Annotated in this window: 12 protein-coding genes and 2 tRNA genes; 10 read left to right on the plus strand and 4 right to left on the minus strand. The window is 49.2% G+C overall.

What is annotated here, in order from left to right; all coding sequences use genetic code 11:
* The first annotated feature begins 159 nt into the window (after positions 1-159).
* Positions 160-3,999, plus strand: a complete 3,840-nt coding sequence (locus AC0LWN_RS23785; protein WP_474669732.1) for an S-layer homology domain-containing protein — start codon at positions 160-162, stop codon at positions 3,997-3,999.
* Between the two features lie 119 nt (positions 4,000-4,118).
* Positions 4,119-5,024 (plus strand): helix-turn-helix domain-containing protein, encoded by a 906-nt coding sequence (locus tag AC0LWN_RS23790; protein WP_474669734.1) that lies wholly within the window; start codon positions 4,119-4,121, stop codon positions 5,022-5,024.
* A gap of 119 nt (positions 5,025-5,143) precedes the next feature.
* Here the strand turns inward: AC0LWN_RS23790 and AC0LWN_RS23795 are convergent, their stop codons facing one another.
* On the minus strand, positions 5,144-6,931 hold the full coding sequence (locus AC0LWN_RS23795) for a helix-turn-helix domain-containing protein (RefSeq protein ID WP_474669736.1): 1,788 nt from the start codon (positions 6,929-6,931) through the stop codon (positions 5,144-5,146).
* 216 nt (positions 6,932-7,147) lie between these two features.
* On the opposite strand from AC0LWN_RS23795, the gene AC0LWN_RS23800 reads away from it, so the two are divergent.
* A tRNA-Leu gene (locus AC0LWN_RS23800) sits at positions 7,148-7,231 on the plus strand.
* A gap of 165 nt (positions 7,232-7,396) precedes the next feature.
* On the opposite strand, the gene AC0LWN_RS23805 is transcribed toward AC0LWN_RS23800, so the two are convergent.
* On the minus strand, positions 7,397-10,651 hold the full coding sequence (locus AC0LWN_RS23805) for a type 2 lanthipeptide synthetase LanM family protein (RefSeq protein ID WP_474669738.1): 3,255 nt from the start codon (positions 10,649-10,651) through the stop codon (positions 7,397-7,399).
* Positions 10,652-10,746: 95 nt separating this feature from the next.
* Complete coding sequence (locus AC0LWN_RS23810) at positions 10,747-11,847, minus strand: site-2 protease family protein (RefSeq protein ID WP_474669740.1); 1,101 nt, start codon at positions 11,845-11,847, stop codon at positions 10,747-10,749.
* A 138-nt stretch (positions 11,848-11,985) separates the two neighbouring features.
* On the opposite strand from AC0LWN_RS23810, the gene AC0LWN_RS23815 reads away from it, so the two are divergent.
* The 5 genes from AC0LWN_RS23815 (at position 11,986) to AC0LWN_RS23835 (ending at position 14,612) form a co-directional block, all read left to right on the plus strand.
* Complete coding sequence (locus AC0LWN_RS23815) at positions 11,986-12,246, plus strand: sensor histidine kinase (RefSeq protein WP_474669833.1); 261 nt, start codon at positions 11,986-11,988, stop codon at positions 12,244-12,246.
* A complete protein-coding gene (locus AC0LWN_RS23820) occupies positions 12,224-12,880 on the plus strand; it encodes a response regulator transcription factor (protein WP_474669742.1) in 657 nt (218 codons plus the stop codon). The genes AC0LWN_RS23815 and AC0LWN_RS23820 overlap by 23 nt, the downstream gene beginning before the upstream one ends.
* Before the next feature lie 196 nt (positions 12,881-13,076).
* Positions 13,077-13,160, plus strand: a tRNA-Leu gene (locus AC0LWN_RS23825).
* A 203-nt stretch (positions 13,161-13,363) separates the two neighbouring features.
* Positions 13,364-13,993 (plus strand): TetR/AcrR family transcriptional regulator, encoded by a 630-nt coding sequence (locus AC0LWN_RS23830; RefSeq protein WP_474669744.1) that lies wholly within the window; start codon positions 13,364-13,366, stop codon positions 13,991-13,993.
* Between the two features lie 19 nt (positions 13,994-14,012).
* Positions 14,013-14,612 carry a permease gene (locus AC0LWN_RS23835; RefSeq protein WP_474669746.1) on the plus strand — a complete coding sequence of 200 codons (600 nt, stop codon included), beginning with the start codon at positions 14,013-14,015 and terminating at the stop codon, positions 14,610-14,612.
* A gap of 70 nt (positions 14,613-14,682) precedes the next feature.
* Here AC0LWN_RS23835 and AC0LWN_RS23840 read toward each other — a convergent pair whose 3' ends face one another.
* Complete coding sequence (locus AC0LWN_RS23840) at positions 14,683-15,594, minus strand: helix-turn-helix transcriptional regulator (RefSeq protein WP_474669748.1); 912 nt, start codon at positions 15,592-15,594, stop codon at positions 14,683-14,685.
* A gap of 164 nt (positions 15,595-15,758) precedes the next feature.
* Between AC0LWN_RS23840 and AC0LWN_RS23845 the strand changes: the two genes are divergently transcribed.
* Together AC0LWN_RS23845 and AC0LWN_RS23850 are read left to right on the plus strand one after the other, a co-directional pair.
* Entirely contained in the window at positions 15,759-18,899 is a 3,141-nt protein-coding gene (locus tag AC0LWN_RS23845) for an alpha-mannosidase (RefSeq protein WP_474669750.1), read from the plus strand.
* 40 nt (positions 18,900-18,939) lie between these two features.
* Entirely contained in the window at positions 18,940-20,055 is a 1,116-nt protein-coding gene (locus AC0LWN_RS23850; protein WP_474669752.1) for a glycoside hydrolase family 88/105 protein, read from the plus strand.
* Positions 20,056-20,412: the final 357 nt, after the last annotated feature.

Raw genomic sequence — 20,412 nt, forward strand, 5'->3', positions numbered from 1 at the left:
AGGGAATGGCGTGAGGCCTGTGCGTTTGTGAAAATTTTGGAGGGAAAAAGGAAAAATACGACTTCTATAGAATTAAACTTAAGTATTGGATTTTTGCATGAAGTCACGGCTTTAGTCCTAATACTTTTACTAATTTCTAATGGGGAGTGACCTAATCTATTGGTTAACAATCGGTTTTTAAGAAATGCTTGTTTTATTGTAATGCTATTTGTCCTCTTGCCTTTCTCCCGAATTTATGCTGGTACAGAGCAAATGACAGATATCAAGGGAAATTGGGCTGAGACAGATATTCAGGAATGGCTGGATAAAGGATTAATTACTGGATATCCCGATCATACCTTCCGGCCTGAGGCTGTGATTTCAAGAAGTGAGTTTGTAGCTCTTGTGAACAGGGTATTCAAGTACTCTGATACGAGTGATATCCGTTTTAAAGATCTCAAGCAAACGAACTGGGCTTACATAGAAGTACAGAAAGCTATAGCCCAAGGTTATATTAGCGGCTTCGATGATAATACCTTTCGTCCTGAAAAACAAATAACAAGACAAGAAACAGCGGTTATTATATCGAGATTGTTAAAGCTCGATAATAAAGGGACATCCTCTCCGATTTCTGCAAAAGATTCAAATCTCATACCTGCCTGGAGCAAGTCGGCAATCAGCTACCTTCTGGATAAAGGCATTATGAGTAATAGTCCAGATGGAACGTTTCAGCCTCAGCGTGAACTGACCCGTGCTGAATCTGTAGTTGTGATTAAGAAAGCGTTGGCTTTGAGCACTGTCATTTATGACAAAGCTGGTATCTTTGGGGAGTCTAAGGCGAGTACAGTACATGGTGATGTAATTATTCAATCTTCAAATATCACCCTTAAGAATATGCATATCTTGGGCGATTTAATTATTTCTAAAGAGGTTGCAGACGGGGATGCCTTCCTTGAACAGATCCAGGTAGATGGTGTAACCAGGATTGAAGGTGGCGGTACGAACAGTATTCATATTAAAAATAGTCAACTTGGAATAGTGTCTGTAAATAGACTGAACCAGGCTGTCCGAATTGTTACAGAGGGTACAACCGTTATCCAAGATACACAAATTTTATCCAGTGCCATTATTGAGGAAAATGGTATTTCTGGAGACGGCTTTGTGAATTTAACGGTGCTTCCCGAAACTAAAGCTACCAAAGAGAGAAAGATATTAATCTCCGGTGACTTTAATAATGTATCGGTTAATGCCAGTGTCAACGAATTCAATGTTCGTTCAGGCAAGGTAACCAGCCTATTCATAAAAGAAAACTTAGTGATTCCAAACTTTATTTTAAATAAGGATGTAATCATACAGAAGCTGGAATTAAAGAGCAAGTTGGCTGTTTCGGGTGAAGGTAAAGTTAAGGGGATCATACTGTCCGAAGAGGCAAAAGACTCCGTATTGCCAAAGGGAGAGCAACTGGTTGTTCCTTCGGGCGGAGGAGGCGGTGTTACTGGAGGTGGAGGCACTTCTGGCCCTGGAACAGGAGGCGGAACCGTCCCTGTGAATCCGGCCTTGGCAGTAACCCGAATTACGGCGGCCAACGGAACAATTGATGTTTTGTTTAACCAAAGCCTGACCACTATGCCGGAAGCTGCAGATTTCACGGTTCTTGCAAAAATTAATAATGAAGACTTCAAAAAGGTGGCTGTTTCACAAGTTAACTTGCTGGAAAATAAAACAACAGTGAGATTGACCATCCCCTCTATTGGCAGCGATAAGGTGGATCAAGTAGCCGTATATTCTCTGTCATTTAAGAATGCAAACGCTGTGTTATCTGAAGCTATCACAGTATCGAAATCTAGCATCAATGTAACAGGAGTGTTATTTCATCAGAACTATGACGGGACCACAACGCTTCCTATCTCCGACATGCCTGTTTACTTAACGGGAGTGAATGAGACTAAAGGAAGCTACACCGGCACAACAAATAAAAGTGGTGAGTTTGCTTTTAATAATGTGATTCCCGGAACTTATATTGTTAACATTTATATTTACCCATATAGATATTCTACAGATGAATTCACGGTAGAAGCAGGCAAAGATCTGATCCTTCCGGATATAATTATTAAAGATAAAGCGCCTGAGGCAAAGGTTGATAAAACAACCTACACCGATAATGCTTATCTTAATGGCAGTGTTATGAATTTAAAGGAGCCGTTCAGAGTTAAGATAGAGCTTGAGAACGGAACGGAACTGAAGAGTTCCAATGGCAAGTATGGTACTTTTTTCAGTATTAACCTGTATGATTATAATCCGGGATTAATCCTGAAAGACAAAGACAAATTGTTTGTTACTCTGTATACTGACAGCGGATGGACTACCGAACGGTTTGAGGTTAATGTGGTGGAAAGACCGAAGACCAAGGCACCTGTCGTAACCAGTGTTGTATATGAAGATACTAAGATTATCAGAGGTTCAATTGAGCAGGAGTACTCAAATGATATTACAATAACCCGGGCGGATGGAACCTTCGTTGGAGCATCGTATAGCAATTCTGGCTATCTTTTTGAGATTTATTTATCGGATAAACTCACTTTCACTGCAGGTGAGAAACTATTAGTCTATGCGCAAGCTATGGGTAAGAGAAAAAGCGATCCTACCTATATTCAAGTCGTAGCTCCCACTGCTGTAACTACGCAGCCTGAGGTAGAAGGAACAGTCTATGAGGATGACTGGCATGTAGTCGGCAAGGCTGAAGGGAATTCTATTATTGTTGTCAAACGGTCCGATGGAACAGTAATTGGCCAGGGAAAAACGAGTGGTCAGGAGTATGGGGGTAAATTTGATATTCAGTTAGCCCCTCGTCCTGTTGCCGGAGAGACTTTATATCTAACGGCTAAGGGGTACGAAAGGCTTATCAGTAAGCCCATTTCAGTTCTCGTAGCCAATAGACCCGTTACCATGACACCGACGGTCGTTGGGGAAGTTTACAGTGATTATACTTTTATTGATGCGTATCTCCAGTTCCCGTATTCTCAATCGTCATGGTTATATCTAAAAGACATAAACGGCAACATTATTGCAGAATTCCCTACTTTTAATGGGAAGGTTACTTTCCGAGATTTGAAGCTCGCACCAAATGGGCAATACCAATTAACGGCAGTCGCTTCAGGATTGAAGGAAAGTAAGCCTTTAATATTTACAGTAATGGAGCCTACCGTTGCGACTTCTATCCCACAGGTTACTACAGCGGTATATGCAGATATTGATTCCATATTCTATGGGATCGCGGAGCCACATGCCACGGTGTACCTTTATTATGGAGACGGCACCCTCATCTCCAACAATGAAGCGAATGATCTGGGAGAGTTTTCCTTATCCATGCCCTCCTATCCAAGACCAGTTGCACCTGGAGAGAAACTGATCATTAGAGCCGACTCAAGAGGTAAGCTTATAAGTGATGCTTTTGTGCTCACGGCATTAGCTCCCGATGGTAAGTCCAGCCCACCAGTGCTCACCAATAACCAGGTGTATGGAAATACTAGAATGTTAAGTGGCACGGCTGCTAAAAGCGCGGTTGTCAGATTATTTCATGAAGATGGCCGTCAAATCTTAACAGGTGTATCCGCAGATATGAATACCGGACAATGGCAGATGGGAATATGGTTTACCATGTTGCACGGTGGAGACCGAATCTATATCGTTGCTGATGAAGCAGGCAAGCTACCAAGTGATCCATTATATATTACTATTCAAGCAGTCCCCAGAGCAGATATGCCTGTAGTTACCAGCATTGTTAGTGCAGGAGCCACGAAAATTCAAGGTACTTACTCCGGGGTAGTAGTGAGTAATTATGTTCCTACAACAGTTTTTCTTGTGAATGAGAACAACGAAGTCTATGGTTCAGCGCAAGTACAGAATGATGGCTCGTTCTCCTTTGATACTAATCCATTAGTATCCGGGCAGACCATTAAGCTGTTTGCGAAAGAGGGAGAAAAGGAAGCTAGTGATCTATTAATCATCACAGTTAACTAAATTATGCCTAACCGAAAAGGATACCTTAGGGTGTCCTTTTTGGTTAGGGCACTGCAATTCAAGTCAAAACTCCAGGAATTCCCTCTGCTAAGATCAATAGGGAAAGGAGAGAACATAGCGTGTACGAATGGAATGAAATGGTTCAGCTTATGGTGGATTGGATCGAAGGGGATCTTGCCGCTGTGCCTTCGCTTTTGAAAATGTCCGAGCAGCTTGGCTACTCGCCGTACTATTGCACGAAGCAGTTTCACTCGCTGACCGGAGTGACTTTGCGGGATTATGCCTGGATGCGCAGGATCAGCCGCGCCGCGCTAGAGCTGCGTGATACGGATGCCCGGATTCTGGATATTGCGGTGAAGTTCGGTTTCTCCTCACAGGAGGCGTTCTCGCGGGCGTTTGTGAAGGCTTTTCAGATTACACCCCGTGCCTACCGCAAGGCGCCCCGGCCCATTCCGCTGGCGATTCGCGCTGAAGTGTTCTCCCCTTATCACTATCTGATCAAGGAGCGGGATAAAATGAGACAGGTACATTTACAGGAAGCGGAGATCAAGATTGAGCGTATACCGGCCCATAAATTCATAGGGATCTGGGATGCGGACGTGGACAATTACGGCCAGTTCTGGGAGCATGGCCATGATTGCGACGAGGTGTCGGGAACGCTGGAGAGTATGTCGCACCATACGCTTCCCGGTCAAATCGGCCAGACGGCGGGCTGGTTCTACCAGAACGGACAAAAGGGCTACCTGTACGGTATCCCTGTGGCGGCGGACTATGCTGGTGAAATCCCTGAGGGAATGGAGGCCAGGGATATCCCGGAATCGGAGTATCTGGTCTTTTTTCATCCGCCGTTTGATTATTTGAAGGACAATGGCGAAGTGATGCGGACGGTCGAAGAAGTGGCCTGGAACTACGACCCCAAGACTATGGGCTACATCTGGGATGAGGATACGAAGCAGGATTACCAGCGCCATTTTCCGGAGGGCTACGGCTATGCCGTGCTGCGGCCGGTGAAGAAGCTCGGGTAAGAGTGGTAGGGGCAACAAGTGAAAATCGCCTCGAAGAAAAAGACACCCCGCAAGGTGTCTTCAGGCTGTCGGGAAGGTCTCGGCAGCCTTTTCGCTTTTCTTTTAGCAGGCTGATGCTGTTAATGTTCCCGGTTCTCCAGCACCGTCTGTGCAAGCACATCCCCTTGATGCTCCAAGGCGGCAAGCAATTGCAACTGCCCGGCCTGCCGTTCCCGCTGTTCCACGGTCCATAGCTGCTTAGGAGAAGCGCTTCCTGAGAGTGAAGCCGGATCGGTCATGCTCCCGTAGAAATCTGCAAGCAAGGCAGAGATTTGCCCATAGACTTCGGCCAGCTCCGACAGCGCTTGATAGGCCAGCGGGTGGTCCAGCAGCGGTAGTGACTCTGATAAGTATGCGGCGGCGCTTCTACGGGCATCTGCCAATGCCATCATACAAAAGTGGTTCACTCCCATCCTGCGCGCGAAAGCTTCGTCATCTGCGGCCATGTACCATGAGTGGTCAAGCAAGCTTTCACTCCAGCCCTCTATCGCTCTGTACCCCAGCCAATAGCCGTTGCGCTCTGCCGCATTCATTGATTCTACTTTTACGCGGAGCGAACCATACAGATTCTCCTGTGCTGACGGTTGATTCTCTTGACTGCTGAAATGAGCAAGCCTGTAAGGCCAATGATCCACATACAAATAGCCTTTGCTGATCTTCATATCTTCCAGAAACTCTGAATTGTCCTGAAGATCGCTATAGGTTTCGTCGTCGAAGTAGCTGCGGCACAGCAGGGTGCGCCCATCATCCAAATAACCCGTGATCACACCCCACTCGGGAGCGACCCGCAGATTTATGGCTATCGGCAGCTGGTGCTTACGGATGCTGTCCATGAGGTGGTGTTTCGCCAATTTGCGTTCCTCAGGCTGTAATCTGTCGGCCCAACTAGCTGTAAGCCCGAAGGCGGTGCAAGCCGGGGCAGAGTAGTCGTAGGCGACAAGAGCATCCGCTGAGCTGTAATCCCATATAGGTGTAAAAGCAATTCTCCAGCACGCCCCCGACACTCCCATAATCTGCTCATAGGTGGTATCTATTCCACTGGCGGCCAGAGACGAATACATCGCTCCTGCCCAGGAGCAGTCCATTCCCCTGCCGAAGCCCAGGCGGTCTACGCCCTCTACAATATATTTTTTTAGGGGAGAATCACTTTGAAACAGCCGGGTCCCGTCTGCGCTATAGTGAATCTGCTCGCCTTCGGCGCAGCTTACGGCATGAATACCTTCTGCATTCAAATAGAGGAGCAGCAGATAATCGTTGCCGCTATTGTCAATTAGGCTGGGAAAAAGCTCATGACTCGCAGTGAACTCCTTCCACTGAAAAAATGCATAATGCTTCAGCTTATACAAAACACTGACGTTCGCCCGTTCATTGCCGTAGGCGGCAAACACAATGTCGAGCCCGCTGTTGCATAAAGCATGACCTTTGGAATGAATATCAAGGGTGAGCAACTGGCCGCTTAGCGCGTAGGCTGATCTGATCCCGGAAGGGGTCTCGTATTTAACGAGCAGCAGCTTCAGCCGTTCGCTCTCGATGAATTGGGGGAACGTTAGCTCGCTGACGGTTAGGCTTAGTGCGCTGCCGGTAACGAATTGGTTCACGAAATGAGTGACATCATGCTCCACCTGACCATCCGTATAAATGGCCTGAAGTACAATCAGTTCCTGGGGCTGCAAAATATGATCAATGGAATGGCCCAGCACACGGGCGAGCTGCGGAAGGTTGGCAGTTTCGGGCAGGGCTTTGCCGGTTTCCCATTTGGATATGGCCTGAGCGCTGACATTCAACTGTTCGGCTAGCTGCTCCTGGGACAGTTTTTTGGCCTTGCGGAAGCTGGCAATACGCTTGCCTACTTGTTCGCTGTTGATCATTGTATATCTCCCTATTTTTAATTCGACGTCGTAAGTTTATTATAATTCGGCCCTGAGGAAAGAACATGGATTGTAGGATGGAGAAAAGATTAAATATTCAACCGTGAGTTGAGTATGCGGTGCCGGCTCTGTTATTGAAATAGATTTCTTTATGAAAACCTCTTGCTCTTCCGGCGGAATCGTGTTATATTACTTCCTGCTTTGCAAAATTATTTTGCGGTCGTGGCGGAATTGGCAGACGCGCACGGTTCAGGTCCGTGTGGTAGCAATACCGTGGAGGTTCGAGTCCTCTCGACCGCATCATTTTAATAAAAAAAGGTTCGCAGTTGCTTAGGCAATTGCGAACCTTTTTTAAAAGATAAGAATTTATATGTTTCACGCTACAATTAATCCTTATCTTTCTGGAGAAACGGACGCCACCTCTTTCAGAGGACGGCAGAGCCGAGAATCATTTGCGATTCCAGCTTAAATCTCCAGAGACAATACCGATGGGACCTGGTTGTGGTCGGCCAGCCGCAATAACTGGTAGCCAATTCCCGAGTACCCCAGGAAAAAGCCCGGTGTTTTTAACCCGCGGGGAATTCCGGTACGGTATGCTCCTTGTTGTTTCTTTTCGCTGATCATTTGATTTGCTATAAGATGTGCTGTTCTGACTTGATCGGGACGTCCTAATTTTGTACCTGACAGCAGCAGCAGTTCACTATTGCCCATATCTCCGTGGCAAAGGCAGTGGCTTGCCCCAATTCCGCCGTTCAAAGTGGCTTGAATTGCGGTGTCTATTTCATTGAGCAGCACTCGGCTGTCTATACCGGATGACTCAAGCATGAGCAGCCTTCCCAAGCCGATCCCTGCCGAACCGTGGCACCAATATTTAGATTGGTAGGTCGAAGCCCCGTCTTTTCGCAGGTCTGCCCAGTTACCATGCTCCCGAGAGAATAGTGACCGCTCAAAGGAAAGTGCAGCTTCCGCATGCTCGTGAAATGTATCTATTCCGGTTTCTTGCCAAATGAGTTCGAGAGCTGAAGCGATTCCCGCCGCTCCATGTGCAAATCCTCCCAAGGGCTGCTGTGTCTTCAGGAGGGAAGGCCAGGCGATGCCGCTGTCCGTAGAAACCGAGTGGGCAAGCAGGTGATTTCCATAATCGACAGCGACATTAAGCGCCTGCTCGACTCCAAATCGTCTATAGACTTGAAGCAGTACGAGAATAACCCCGGCAGAACCTCCAAGTACATCATAGCACTGGTCATTAGCTGTGATCGTACCTAAGTGGTTAATAAGCATCTTCTGACGATCCCCCCATGAAGAGTCAGCCATACCAAGCTTCATAAAATGTGACAGTGTATAGAGAATGGATGCCTGACCATAGAAGGCTGAGCTGAAATTGGAATGGTAGGGGAGTGAAGCCAGTGAAGTCTGCATAGCCAGCCGGGCGACTTCCGCGTAGTCCTGTCGTCCCGTTATGGAGGCGAGATAAGCTAGGAAAAGGGCAGGCCCCGCCGTACCATCGTACAAGCCCCCTTTCATTGCCGATACATGCCATTGTCCCCGGTAGTTCATTCCTACATCAATCCATGACGCATCCGAGCGGCCTTTGCTGAAGATCGCCTGTTCCAGCAAATACTCTCCGATTTCAACGGCATGTCCTAGGTAGGTGGAAGGTATTTCCTCCTGATCGAAGTTCACTTGTGTGGCAGTTTCTCCGGCAGAGTTGATTGTCAGGGAAGAAGATGTGCCGCAACATAGGGGTCTGGAGGAAGTCCATTCAGCAGATCCAAGGATAGAGGAAACAATCCAGCCAGCCTGGCGTTCTTGTTCCGTCTCGTCCAAAGCCATGATACGCTGAATGACCCGTTCAAAGCTGGTCGTTGGAAAGAAATCTGGAATTCGCTTGCCACGGCTGTCAAACAGATCGCGGGAAGTAGGCGTTGATGTGAAATAGGGAATGTCTCCGAAGAGCAGATCTTCCCGTTCAGAAGAGATTGCACGTGTATCCAGAACGGTATACCAGAGTCGGTCCAGCAGTTTTTCTCTATCCATAGCGTCCTTGGTATAGTTGGGATGATGAGATTCCATAAGGAAGTTGGCGTAAAATTGCGTAGGCCTAAGAATAATGCGGATGGTATCATTCTTGAACGCTGCCAGCGGACCATCTGTCTCATTTAGCACTTGCGGCAGATTCTGACGCATAATTGAACAGGCTTGCCGGAAGCCAAGTACAATATCATCCACAAAGTCACTTGCAAGAGTATTCTGGTTGCCTAATTTTGGCCTGTTGCTGGAAGAACCAGATTTTTTCGCTTTACGAACGAACCGCATCTCATCCGTATCATCATTCTCAACCTGCAGGATGGGGAAGGGCAGAAGTTGTCCGCCGTCTCCCCCCATACCGCTCATTTCGATGCCAAAGCCTTCTTCATTCTGATAAAGCAGCAAGGGAAGGAGCCCGGTGCCGATAACGGAATCGACTACTTTTTTCTTGGCTTCGACATCAGCCGTATCGGGGAAATTCAGTGCGGGAGCGTTATGGAATAAGGTTTCCAAATCGATAGGGACAGGGTGCTCCCCCCGGGCAATCACATTCTCCATATGGAAATCGGTGCCGTGGGTACTATACAAAATAGCTAATAATCCTCCCAGGCGTTGATAGAAGCGGGTTACCTCGGATATGGAGCTACAGCTCTTGACAGCGATGCACTCCTCCCATCCGTAAGCGCCTTTATCCAGCACGAGAAGCGGCTGAAAAGCGGGAGAGAACCCCTGCGTATTCATCCATTCGAGCAGTTTGCTAAAGTGGAAGGAGGCTCCCAGCGGTTTCGGTTTATACATCAGTTCCTCGCCCGATTCCAGACGAAGCCGCATGACGGAACGTCCCTGCTGATGGGCATCACCCATCCCGGCTGAGAATGATAGAAGTCTGCCGCTGCTTGCTGAAAGTGCCAATGCATCCAAGATTTCAGCATGGTCAGCCTTAAAGCGGACAATCGCTTCAAGCACAGCATCAACAATGAATCGGGTCCGGATCATGAGCATGCGGGCAAGCATCGGATATTCGCCATAAATAAATTCCAAGTCGGCAGTCCGGCATAATTTCTTTGCAACAAAGCTTTGAAAACGTTCCTCGGGTGTATCTCCCTCCAGCTCCTCAAGCTTTTTGGCCACATGCAGTTCAAGCACCAGAGTCCGCGCTCCGCTCTGCAGAAGACATTCGGCCAGCTCATTGAGCAGCTTTTCACGAACAGCATCCGTGTTCACGAACCTCTCGATATCCTCCATCCCCGCAACGGATTGATCCCATTTCTTCGCAGCCCAGAGCAGAAACGGACGGAATGCCGAGATAAGCTTCAGCGTAGCCGGGCCTTGCAGCGGGATTGAACGGTTCAGCTCTAGTGCCTCTTCCAATTCCGAAACTCCGACCCAATCAGTGCAAGTATCAGGCAGAGCAACCGGAAGCTTCTTCGGATCAATCTTTGCCATAAGGAGTTCACCGAAGGTTTCTTCTGTCCAATGATCCGCAGCCACTCTGTTCTGGAACTGCTTGTCATCCAGCAGGAGAGAATCGTTTTTCCACTGCTCAATGACAGAATTGACACTTAGCCCTTCAATTGGGGGTGAAGATTTGAATTGTAATCCAAGAAGAGGCTCGCGTTCCTTTAAAAAAAGCGATGCAGCATTCCGGCTGTTAAGCTCAGGCGAGCTGGATTTGGTGATTACTGATGGCATCTTTTTTCCTCCCAGTCTTCTTAATGCCTTAATGTTAGCAGTATCAGTGTTCAGTCGGTACTTCGCAAAAAGGCACTTTTTGGGGACGCCTGGGATTACAATTGCAGGCGGTTCTCTATTTGCACTAATACGCTTTGTTCAAATTGGTAGGTGCCGAATGGTCTGAACCAACGGTCCAGCAGCAACCTGGCCTGGGACAAATGTTCTGCAGCTTCTGCCTGCTTTCCCTGTGTAGCCAGCATGGCTGCCCAGGCCTTGTGGTAGCTGTAAGGTTCCTGCTTGGATAATGAATTGATCAAGCTCTCTGCTTCCGAACGGGAAGTGTCTCCGAATGGCTGGTGCAAGAGGAGGTGGCCTGCGTAGAAACTGTCAATCATATGGCGGGTGGCCGGTACTTGACCGGATGGATGCGCAGACAAAGCAATAGGCCGGATGTATGCCAGAGCCTTGTCCAGTTGCTGCTTGTCGGCAAAGTAATAATAGAGAAACAGCCGTAGCTCAGACTCCTCCGCCAATTGCCAGGCTGTCCTTTCAGGTAAGCTGTCCAGAAGCCGGGCGGCTGCAGTGATGACCAGGGCATTCCAGTTGCCTGGAGGACGCTCTGAAAGATAATCCTTCTGGAGAATAACGCTTGTCATCAACAGATCGGCTCGTGCCGATTTCTTGATCAAGATGCTGAACAGCTTGCCGTCAGAATGGCTTGCCCCATTGCTGAAAGGAATAAGGGTGGCAGTGCCGATAGCTAGGCTGATCCAGAACAGCAACTCAGTCCATATATGTAAAGATTGGCCAAGGATCAGAATCAGCAAGCTAAGAAGCAGGCTGGCGGCAGGGCCACCAAGAGATATCCTTGACCATTTGAACGCCATGTCTTTCAGATCTTCTGAGCTTGCGGCAAAGCGCATCGTTCCACCAAAGCTCAGCCAGTTATGGTTCTGGGTCAGCCGGGGGAAACGCCCATTGAAGTTCAGGCGAAACGGTCCGACAATCATTTCCAGCGGCTTCAATCCATAGACGATGCCAGTCAGCAAATGGCCTGATTCATGGGTGAGAATGGATAGCAGGAGAGCGGAGAAGATAATGGCCGCATAATAAATCGCTTTGCCAGCGGGAGGGAACAGTATAGCTGTGAGAATACACAGCAGGCTTACAGTAAGAAGAAGCGGCAGCGGCGCAAACAATCTCTTCATTTTCATGGAAACACCAGCTTTCTGTATGCAGTATAGATCCGTTTATCCAAATCATAAAATTTTCCAGCTATAAAAGCAAAGTGTACAGCTATTAACGGCTGTACACTTGAGGGAATGCTTATTTATTAGGCTTGATTGTGAATAATTTCCTTAGAGCAAGGAGATACAATCTATTTCACCTATGAAGACAATGGGGTTGGAATGGATATTGCGAATATGCAGGAGTCGTTCCTCCATATGGGACTGTCCGGCATAAAAGAGCGTATCACCAGTCTGGGAGGAACATGCGAGTTCTACTCTGAGGAGGGAAAAGGGTTTCAAGTTTGCATTACGCTGCCGCTGAAGGCTTTTATGGATACACAGAATGGAAGGAAGGAAGAAGATGATTCATATTTTGCTAGTTGATGATCATCCTTCAGTTGGTGAAGGAACCAAAAATATGCTGGAGCAGGAGCCAGATATTGAAGTTGTGTTTGTATTATCAGCAATGGAAGCTCTTCAAATCATGGAGCAACAGGAATTTGACATCATTTTGTGCGATCTTAATATGCCGACCATTACCGGATTGGAATTCACGAAGAGAGCTATCCAAAAAAACAACGAATCCAGGATTGTTATTTATACCGGATATGAAATAAGCGTACACTATAATCTTTTGATCGAGTCTGGTGTGACCGGTTTTATCTCCAAAGCGGCTTCCAAGGAGCAACTGCTGAATACGATCCGCTGTGCATTGAGAGATGAAGCAGTTATTCCGGTGTCTTTATTGCGCCAATTGCGCAGAAACGAAGTCAAAGTTGCCGTAAACAAGGAAAATCAGCTTCCTGAGGATATTTCAATTAGCCAGAGAGAGCAGGAAATTTTGCAAGAAGTAGCCAGTGGAAAGAGCAATAAGGAGATTGCAAGCAAATTGTTAATGAGTCAAAGAACGGTCGAGTACAGTCTGACAAGAGTTTTTGAGAAGCTGAATGTACATTCGCGTTCAGAGGCGATTGTAGAGGCCAAGCGGTTGCAATTAATTAGAACAGAAAGCTTCTGAGAATCCTCCGATGTTGTGAAGGAACCTATCCTCTCAGTAATCTGGGGAGAATAGGTTCTTTTTCAGATTGTGATTCGTTATAAGTTGTCTTTTAAGAGCAGCGTGCTGCCAGCTAATTTAACCGCTACATAAAAATTTTATCTTGCCCAATCCAGAAATTCATGATATATTACTTCTTGCGTTGCAAAATTATTTTGCGGTCGTGGCGGAATTGGCAGACGCGCACGGTTCAGGTCCGTGTGGTAGCAATACCGTGGAGGTTCGAGTCCTCTCGACCGCATCATATTAATAAAAAAGGTTCGCAGTTGCTTAGGCAATTGCGAACCTTTTTTATGTTGGTTATAGACGTACTTGTTCGACTTCTCGTGGCTCAGCTGGCCCCCCGAGCTTCCGTTCTCCTGTTTACAGTTGGATTCAGATTATGATAATATATAACCACTGGTTAGTAACCAATGGTTATAAAAATTGCGAAGGGTGAGTGACATGGCAACGAAGCATGACCTGCGCTCTGAAAAAACGAAGCGATCAATCGTGCAGGCTGCCGGAAGATTATTTGCGGCGCGGGGCTATGAAAGTGTAACGATCAGGGAAATCGCCAAGGAAGCCCAATGCTCCCATACTACGATTTACCTCTACTTCGAGGATAAGGAGGCGTTGCTGCACGCTTTGTCCATGGAGCCCCTGGAGCAGCTACATGCACTATTAATTGAGGCGGCACAAACGGACAATTTGACACCTAGCGAGAAATTGCAGCAGATTAACCGCCTTTTTATTCATTTCTGTCTGGAGCATCGCAGCATGTACACTGTTTTTTTTGAGCTGGAGTCTGTCAGAGTCGATGACCCGCAGCCCCAGCTTGCGATTAATCAGCTGCGAAACCGGATGTTTGCCACCTTTTCGGGCGTTTTGCAGGCGTATCTTGAGGTTGGAGAAGGGGAGAGTCTGCTCCGTTGCTCCCGCATCTATTATTATATGCTGCGCGGCATCGTCGGCACTTACGCCCAGTCGGAGGAATCGCTGGAATCCATTATGAACAGGCTTTCGGACACATTCGACCATGCCTTTGAAGCATTGCTGCAGGGCTTTGCCATTCAGCTTGATACAGAAAATTGATGGAAAAGGGGCGGATAAAATGTTTGCAGGACATTTTGGGCTGGCGGCCGCTGTGAAGGCCAAGGAGCCGCAAATTCCGGTGTGGGCTCTTCTGGTAAGCACGCAGCTGCTGGATATTGCATTTTTGCCAATGCTGCTGATTGGGGCCGAGTCCATAGAGCCGATTGGCAATGGCGGTTATGGCGAACAGATTATTCACGCCGTGTATACCCATTCCCTGGTTGGGGCGCTTGTCCTGTCGCTGGCGGCGGCTCTGCTGGCGTGGTGGCAGTGGGGCAAGCGGAGCGGTGTTGTTATTGGCGCTCTCTCCTTTAGCCACTGGCTTCTCGATCTGATTGTCCACCGCAGCGATATGCCGATCCTGCCAGGCAACCTTGGCGGCCTGCCGCTGCTTGGCTTCAGTCTGTGGGAGCTGCCCGCCTTTAGCGCCGTATTTGAAGCAGTCCTCATCGTAGCCGGAGCTCTCCTCTATTTCCGCTTAGTGCTGGCACGGGCCGGGCGAAGCAGGGCGGCAGATCCCCAGGCTAAAGCTGCAAGCCGAACAAGGGCTTATCTGGCCGGAGGCGCAATGGCGTTGTTCTTGCTGCTATGCTTCACTACGGATTACTTCGGCTTGTAATCATACCGGTCAGAATCTTATCGGACAGTCAAGAGCCCGCATCCGCTACGGGCTTTTTCATAGTTCTGACTCAATAAGACAGCAGAGCTGAAGCGGAGCCCGACGAGGCCTGCTGCTTGCGGAACTCGGATGGCGACATGCCGCTAAGCTTATTGAAGACGCGGTTGAACTGCGAGAAGCTGTTGAAGCCGCACTGCTCAGCGATCACGGAAATCTTCACCCGACTGTAAATCAATAGCTGCTGGGCATTGCGCACACGGGTCATTTGGATATACTCGGTCAGTGTAAAACCGGTAACCGCTTTAAATTGGTGCGATAAATAATAAGGGCTGATATAAAAATCCCTGGAGATGGAGTCAAGGGATAACTCACCGCTGTAATGGCTGTGAACGTATGCGGTGATCGAATATATTTTTTGCATCATTGAATTGCCGATTTCTTCGAGAACATAGCAGTTCTTGTCCCGCTGCTGGTACAGCGCGCACAGAAATTGCTGGAACAGGCTGTGGATCAGTACAGAATTCAGAGTGGAAGCGCCGTGTGACAGGGTGAAAATCTTGTTAAGAGGCTCAAACACGGCACTGCGCGGCTCGTTGTTTAGACGGTAGATCGGCACTTCTTCCCCAAAGGGGAGAAACATATTATTGTAAGCGGTTTCGAAACCCGGTATATTTTTGGGCATGGCGAAGTTGATGATCAGCCGCTTATGCGGCGGGCCTACCGGATATTGTGTCTTATGCAGCCGATAGGGACGAAGCAGAACGATATCGTATTGCTTAAGGGCATGCACATTTCCTTCGATGATATGAGTTGCTCTGGAATCAAGCAAAATATGAATCTCGTAAAAATCATGGAAATGCTGAAACTCCATATTGATATTGTGAGACCGCTCATCATAATCAAAATAATAAAAAAGAGAATCCGCCGGAGTGTTGATGCTTACGCTATACCCTTGCTCATACAATAAATCGCTTTCAAGCATATGCTCACCACCCTGGTCTGTAATATCCACCTCATTATACGTCATACGTCCAGAAAAGCAAGATTTGCAATGTAGGAGGGTCAATACAGCAAATATAACGTAGTTTTTGAGCGGGGAGATTTGCTATAGTGGCGATATGAAAGCGGATACAAGGGGTGGAGAGAATGTTTTTGACAGAAGAAAAGCTAATCAAACGTCAGGCCGAAATTGGGAAGTACAGGTATTGCAAGGTACTGGAGCTTGAGGAGCTGGAGCTCGCGGAGGATGAGGAAGGGGCTAACGGGGTATATCCGGAGGCTGTTTCTTTTGATGGCAAAATCAAGATAAATGATCACTGGCGCGGGCGTGACCGTTATGTTTGGCTGCGTGCCGTAGTGGCGCTGCCCGCAAGCAAAGCGGGCTTCAAGATCGCCGGAAGGTTTGACTTTGGCAAGTCGGGGAGCTTCAACAACTCCGGGTTTGAATCGCTGCTGTTTGTGAACGGTGTGGCATATCAAGGCGTTGATACCAACCATAGGGAGGTTATTTTTGGCGAGGAACTAAGCGGGCAGACGGTGGAGCTGGTCTTCCGGCTGTGGTCCGGCCTGGAGGGTGGGGGTAAGCCCGTTATCCAGGAGCACCGGATCAGCGAGGCGATGATTGGTTATCTGGATGAAACGATTGATGATTTGTGTTATCTGTCGCAGGCGGCGCTGGACACTTACCGCTATCTGGGCGGCGACCAGCCGGAGAAGCAATGGCTGAAAAAGGCGCTGAATGATGCGTTCCGGGAAATTGACTGGTCGGAGCCCGGCTCGGAGGCGCACCGGATTTCGCTGTACCGGGCAGGCGCCAGCCTGAACCATGCTGTGGATGCCATGCCCAAAACCTTTGATGTAACGATTACCGCCGTTGGCCATACCCACATAGATGTCGCATGGCTGTGGCGGCTAAAGCATACACGGGAGAAAATTGCGCGGTCCTTCTCTACCGTACTGCGGCTCATGGAGGAGTTCCCGGAATATCAGTTCCTGCAGACACAGCCGCAATTGTACGACTATCTGGAGGGGGATTATCCCGAACTGTTCGGGCGGATCTCGGACAAAATCAAGGAAGGCCGCTGGGAAGCGGAAGGGGCCATGTGGCTGGAGGCGGATTGCAATATCCCGTCCGGCGAATCCCTGGTCCGCCAGATTGTGGCGGGTAAACGCTACTTCCGCGAACAGTTCGGGATCGACAGCAAGTATTTATGGCTGCCGGATGTGTTCGGTTATAGCTGGGCGCTGCCGCAGATTTTGCGCAAGTCGGGCATTTCCACATTTATGACAACCAAAATCAGCTGGAACCAGTTCAACCGGATGCCGCATGACACCTTCTGGTGGCGGGGGATTGACGGCTCCGAGATTTTGACGCATTTCATCACAACCTCGGAGAAGAACGGGGATGCGTACACGTATAACGGCCGGATGACTGCCGCATTGCTGCGGGGAATCTGGAATTCCTATCAGGACAAGGAAATCAACGATAACCTGCTGTTTACCTATGGCTGGGGCGACGGGGGCGGCGGGCCGACGCGGGAAATGTTGGAGCTAAGACGGCGGTTTGACAAGCTTCCGGGGATTCCAAAGCTAAATATGGGCGGCGCAGGAGAGTACTTTGACGGGCTGCATGAACGTATTGAGAATTCTGAAGCATACGTGCATACATGGAACGGCGAGTTATACTTCGAATGCCACCGGGGGACCTACACCTCGCAAGCCCGTAACAAAAAATATAACCGGCGATTGGAATTGCTGCTGCGGGATGCAGAGTGGCTCTACACGCTGACCGGTGTGAGACGCGGCGACCTGGAAACCAGTTATCCGGCGGAAGAGCTGCGCGGTATATGGGAGATCCTGCTGCGCAACCAGTTCCACGATATTATTCCCGGCTCGTCGATTAAAGAGGTGTACGAAGACAGCGACCTTGAATATGCGGAAGGGGAGGCGCGGTCGCTGGCATTAATTAATGGCTGCAGCGAAGCCGGACTGGGTACCGGAGAGCAAGAATACTTCACGCTGCTGAACAGCTCAATCTGGGATCGCCCGCGTTATGTCGAGCTGCCGGGCGAGGCTGCGGATGCTGCTGTCATTCATGATGCGGCCGGACAGCTCTTGGAGCAGCAGCGGACGGCAGACGGCGGCTGGCTGGTATTTGTTCCTTCCTTGCCTGCACTTGGCACGGCGGTATTGCAATTTGGACGAGGAGAACAGGATAAGACCGGAATGGCTGGGGAAGCACCGCTTGCGGAAGTCGGTAGCAACCGCCTGACAACACCGTTGTATGAGGTGGTCTGGAATGAACAGGGCCATTTCACCTCGATGTACGACCGCCGGAACGGCCGCGAGCTTTTGGCGCCGGGGAAGCGTGGCAATGTGCTTCAAGTATTTGAGGATAAGCCGCTGGATTTTGAAGCCTGGGACATTGATATTTTTTACCAGGAGAAAATGACGGAAATCTCGCAGCTTGCCGAATGCGCTCTAGTAGAGAATGGTCCGCTTAGAGCTGTCCTGCGCATGGACTGGACATATCATGCCTCGACGATTACCCAGCAGATTGTGTTCTACCGTGATACGGCCAGAATTGACTTCAAAACAGAGATCGACTGGCATGGGCATAATCAATTGCTGAAGGCGGCCTTCCCGGTTGATATCCATGCTGTGGAAGCTACTTACGATATTCAATTCGGCAATGTTAAACGGCCAACCCATTGGAACACAAGCTGGGATTATGCCCGCTTTGAATCGGTAGCCCACCAGTGGGCCGATGTCAGCGAGAGAGGGTATGGCGTAGCCCTGCTCAACGATTGCAAATACGGCTATGACATCAAGGATAGCGTGCTGCGGCTGACGCTGCTGAAATCGGCGGTTCATCCAGATCCAGAGCAGGATCAGGGCCGGCATGTCTTCACTTATGCGCTTTATCCGCATACAGGTGATTTTGTGGATGGAGGAGTGGTGCAGGAGGCTTGGGAGCTTAATAATCCTCTGCGCACCGTATCGGGAGAATTAAAGGGTGAGGCGTTATTCGCCATCGAGGGTAGCCACGTGCTGGTCGATGCGATTAAGCGTTCGGAAGATGGCAGCCATGTAGTGCTGCGCTTGCATGAATACGCTGGTTCCCAGACCCGGGTCCGCGTGAAGAGCGCCTATCCAATGACGTCATGGCAGGAATGCAATTTGCTGGAGGAGCCGCAGGGAGAGTGGCGGAAGGATGAGTTGGCATTTCAGATTAAGCCTTATGAAATCAAGACTTTTAGAATAGATATGGGGAAGAGACAGAAGTGAGAGAAGACCAACATACAGCGGAAGAGGGGCGGAACAATAGATGAATAAATGCCTGGTGAACAAGGCCGAAATCATGGAGAAGCTGAGCCTAGTGACAGATAAGCTGCTGAAGCTGGAGCGGCCGGACAACGAAGCAGAATTGCAGAGCTTGGGGGAGGATGCGGGACGGCGGGGATATTTTGCCCGTGACTTCGGCATGGAGGAATGGGACTGGCCGCAGGGCGTGGGGTTATATGGTCTGCAGAAGCTTGAGCGGCATTTCGGGGACAACCGCTATCGGGATTATGCGAAGCCGTGGATGGACCGGCAACTGGAGAAGGGGCTGCCAAGCCGGAACATTAATACAACTGCCCCGCTGTTGTCGCTGATGGAACTGGAGGATGCGGAGAAACTGAGCCTTGAATGGGCCGATTGGCTGATGAATGGCCTGCCGCGGACGATAGAGCTTGGGTATCAGCATGTCACCACGGGGGCAAGCAAACATGAAATTACGCTGCATGAAAATGAAATCTGGATTGATACGCTGTTTATGGCTATTTTGTTCACGGCGAAGATGGGGGTGAAATACGACAATTCCGAGTGGCGGCAAGCGTCGCTGCACCAACTGCTGCTGCATATCAAATACTTGTATGATAAAAAGACAGGGCTGTTCTTCCACGGCTGGCATTTTGGCGGCCGTCATAATTTCAGCGAAGCCTTCTGGTGCCGCGGCAACGGCTGGTTCGCGCTCGGTCTGCCGGAATACCTGGAGCTGATGCGCCCGTATCTGGAGAGCGGAGTCTTCACTTATCTGCAGCAGACCCTGCAGGCACAGGCGGAGGCCTTATTGGCCTGCCAGAGCGGGGATGGGCTGTGGCATACGCTGCTGGATGACCCGGAGAGCTACACTGAGACATCCGGCTCGGCGGCTATCGCGGCTGGCATTCTGAATGGTGTGCGCAGAGGACTGCTGCCGGAGGCGTATGCAGAGCAGGCTATGAGAGCAATACAGGCTGTACTGGGTAGAATTGACGGTGAGGGTACAGTGCTGGGCGTATCCGGCGGCACACCAATCGGGGCTGCCAAAGAGGATTATAAGGGGATCATTATTGCCCCTATGGCCTATGGGCAAGCAATGGCTCTGGTTGCGCTCGGAGAAGCGTTACAGCACTGTTGAACCCGCGTTAGACAGTTATCCGGTGGCAAGAAGATCGGCGTTGCCGTCAGGGCAATCGCTTACGAAATGAACTGCGAGATTGGATGAAGTGGAAAAAGGAAACCTAATTTGCGAATTTCATCGATTTTTTGGTGATTAGATGGAAAAAGTAGACTTAATTCTCTCCATTTTCACCCAATCAGTGATTTTAGAAGGAAATAAGTGGAGTTTTTCCCGCTAACCCTCCGGGGGGAGGTCACTCATCGGAATGAAGGGGAGAAATTCCACCTTAGTTATTTATTCCTGAAATTTTGAAGGCAAGGGTAAGATTTGCTTGTCGCCATGGCGGTACTTGGAGTATACTGATCTCGGGAGAGG

It is taken from the genome of Paenibacillus sp. sgz302115 (genome assembly GCF_056120445.1).

Excerpts from the sequence above, each read along its gene's own strand:
- AC0LWN_RS23795 (WP_474669736.1), bottom strand. The coding sequence starts at position 6,931 with ATGATCAACAGCGAACAAGTAGGCAAGCGTATTGCCAGCTTCCGCAAG.
- AC0LWN_RS23805 (WP_474669738.1), bottom strand. The coding sequence starts at position 10,651 with ATGCCATCAGTAATCACCAAATCCAGCTCGCCTGAGCTTAACAGCCGG.
- AC0LWN_RS23810 (WP_474669740.1), bottom strand. The coding sequence starts at position 11,847 with ATGAAAATGAAGAGATTGTTTGCGCCGCTGCCGCTTCTTCTTACTGTA.
- AC0LWN_RS23820 (WP_474669742.1), top strand. The coding sequence starts at position 12,224 with ATGATTCATATTTTGCTAGTTGATGATCATCCTTCAGTTGGTGAAGGA.
- AC0LWN_RS23830 (WP_474669744.1), top strand. The coding sequence starts at position 13,364 with ATGGCAACGAAGCATGACCTGCGCTCTGAAAAAACGAAGCGATCAATC.
- AC0LWN_RS23835 (WP_474669746.1), top strand. The coding sequence starts at position 14,013 with ATGTTTGCAGGACATTTTGGGCTGGCGGCCGCTGTGAAGGCCAAGGAG.
- AC0LWN_RS23840 (WP_474669748.1), bottom strand. The coding sequence starts at position 15,594 with ATGCTTGAAAGCGATTTATTGTATGAGCAAGGGTATAGCGTAAGCATC.
- AC0LWN_RS23845 (WP_474669750.1), top strand. The coding sequence starts at position 15,759 with ATGTTTTTGACAGAAGAAAAGCTAATCAAACGTCAGGCCGAAATTGGG.
- AC0LWN_RS23850 (WP_474669752.1), top strand. The coding sequence starts at position 18,940 with ATGAATAAATGCCTGGTGAACAAGGCCGAAATCATGGAGAAGCTGAGC.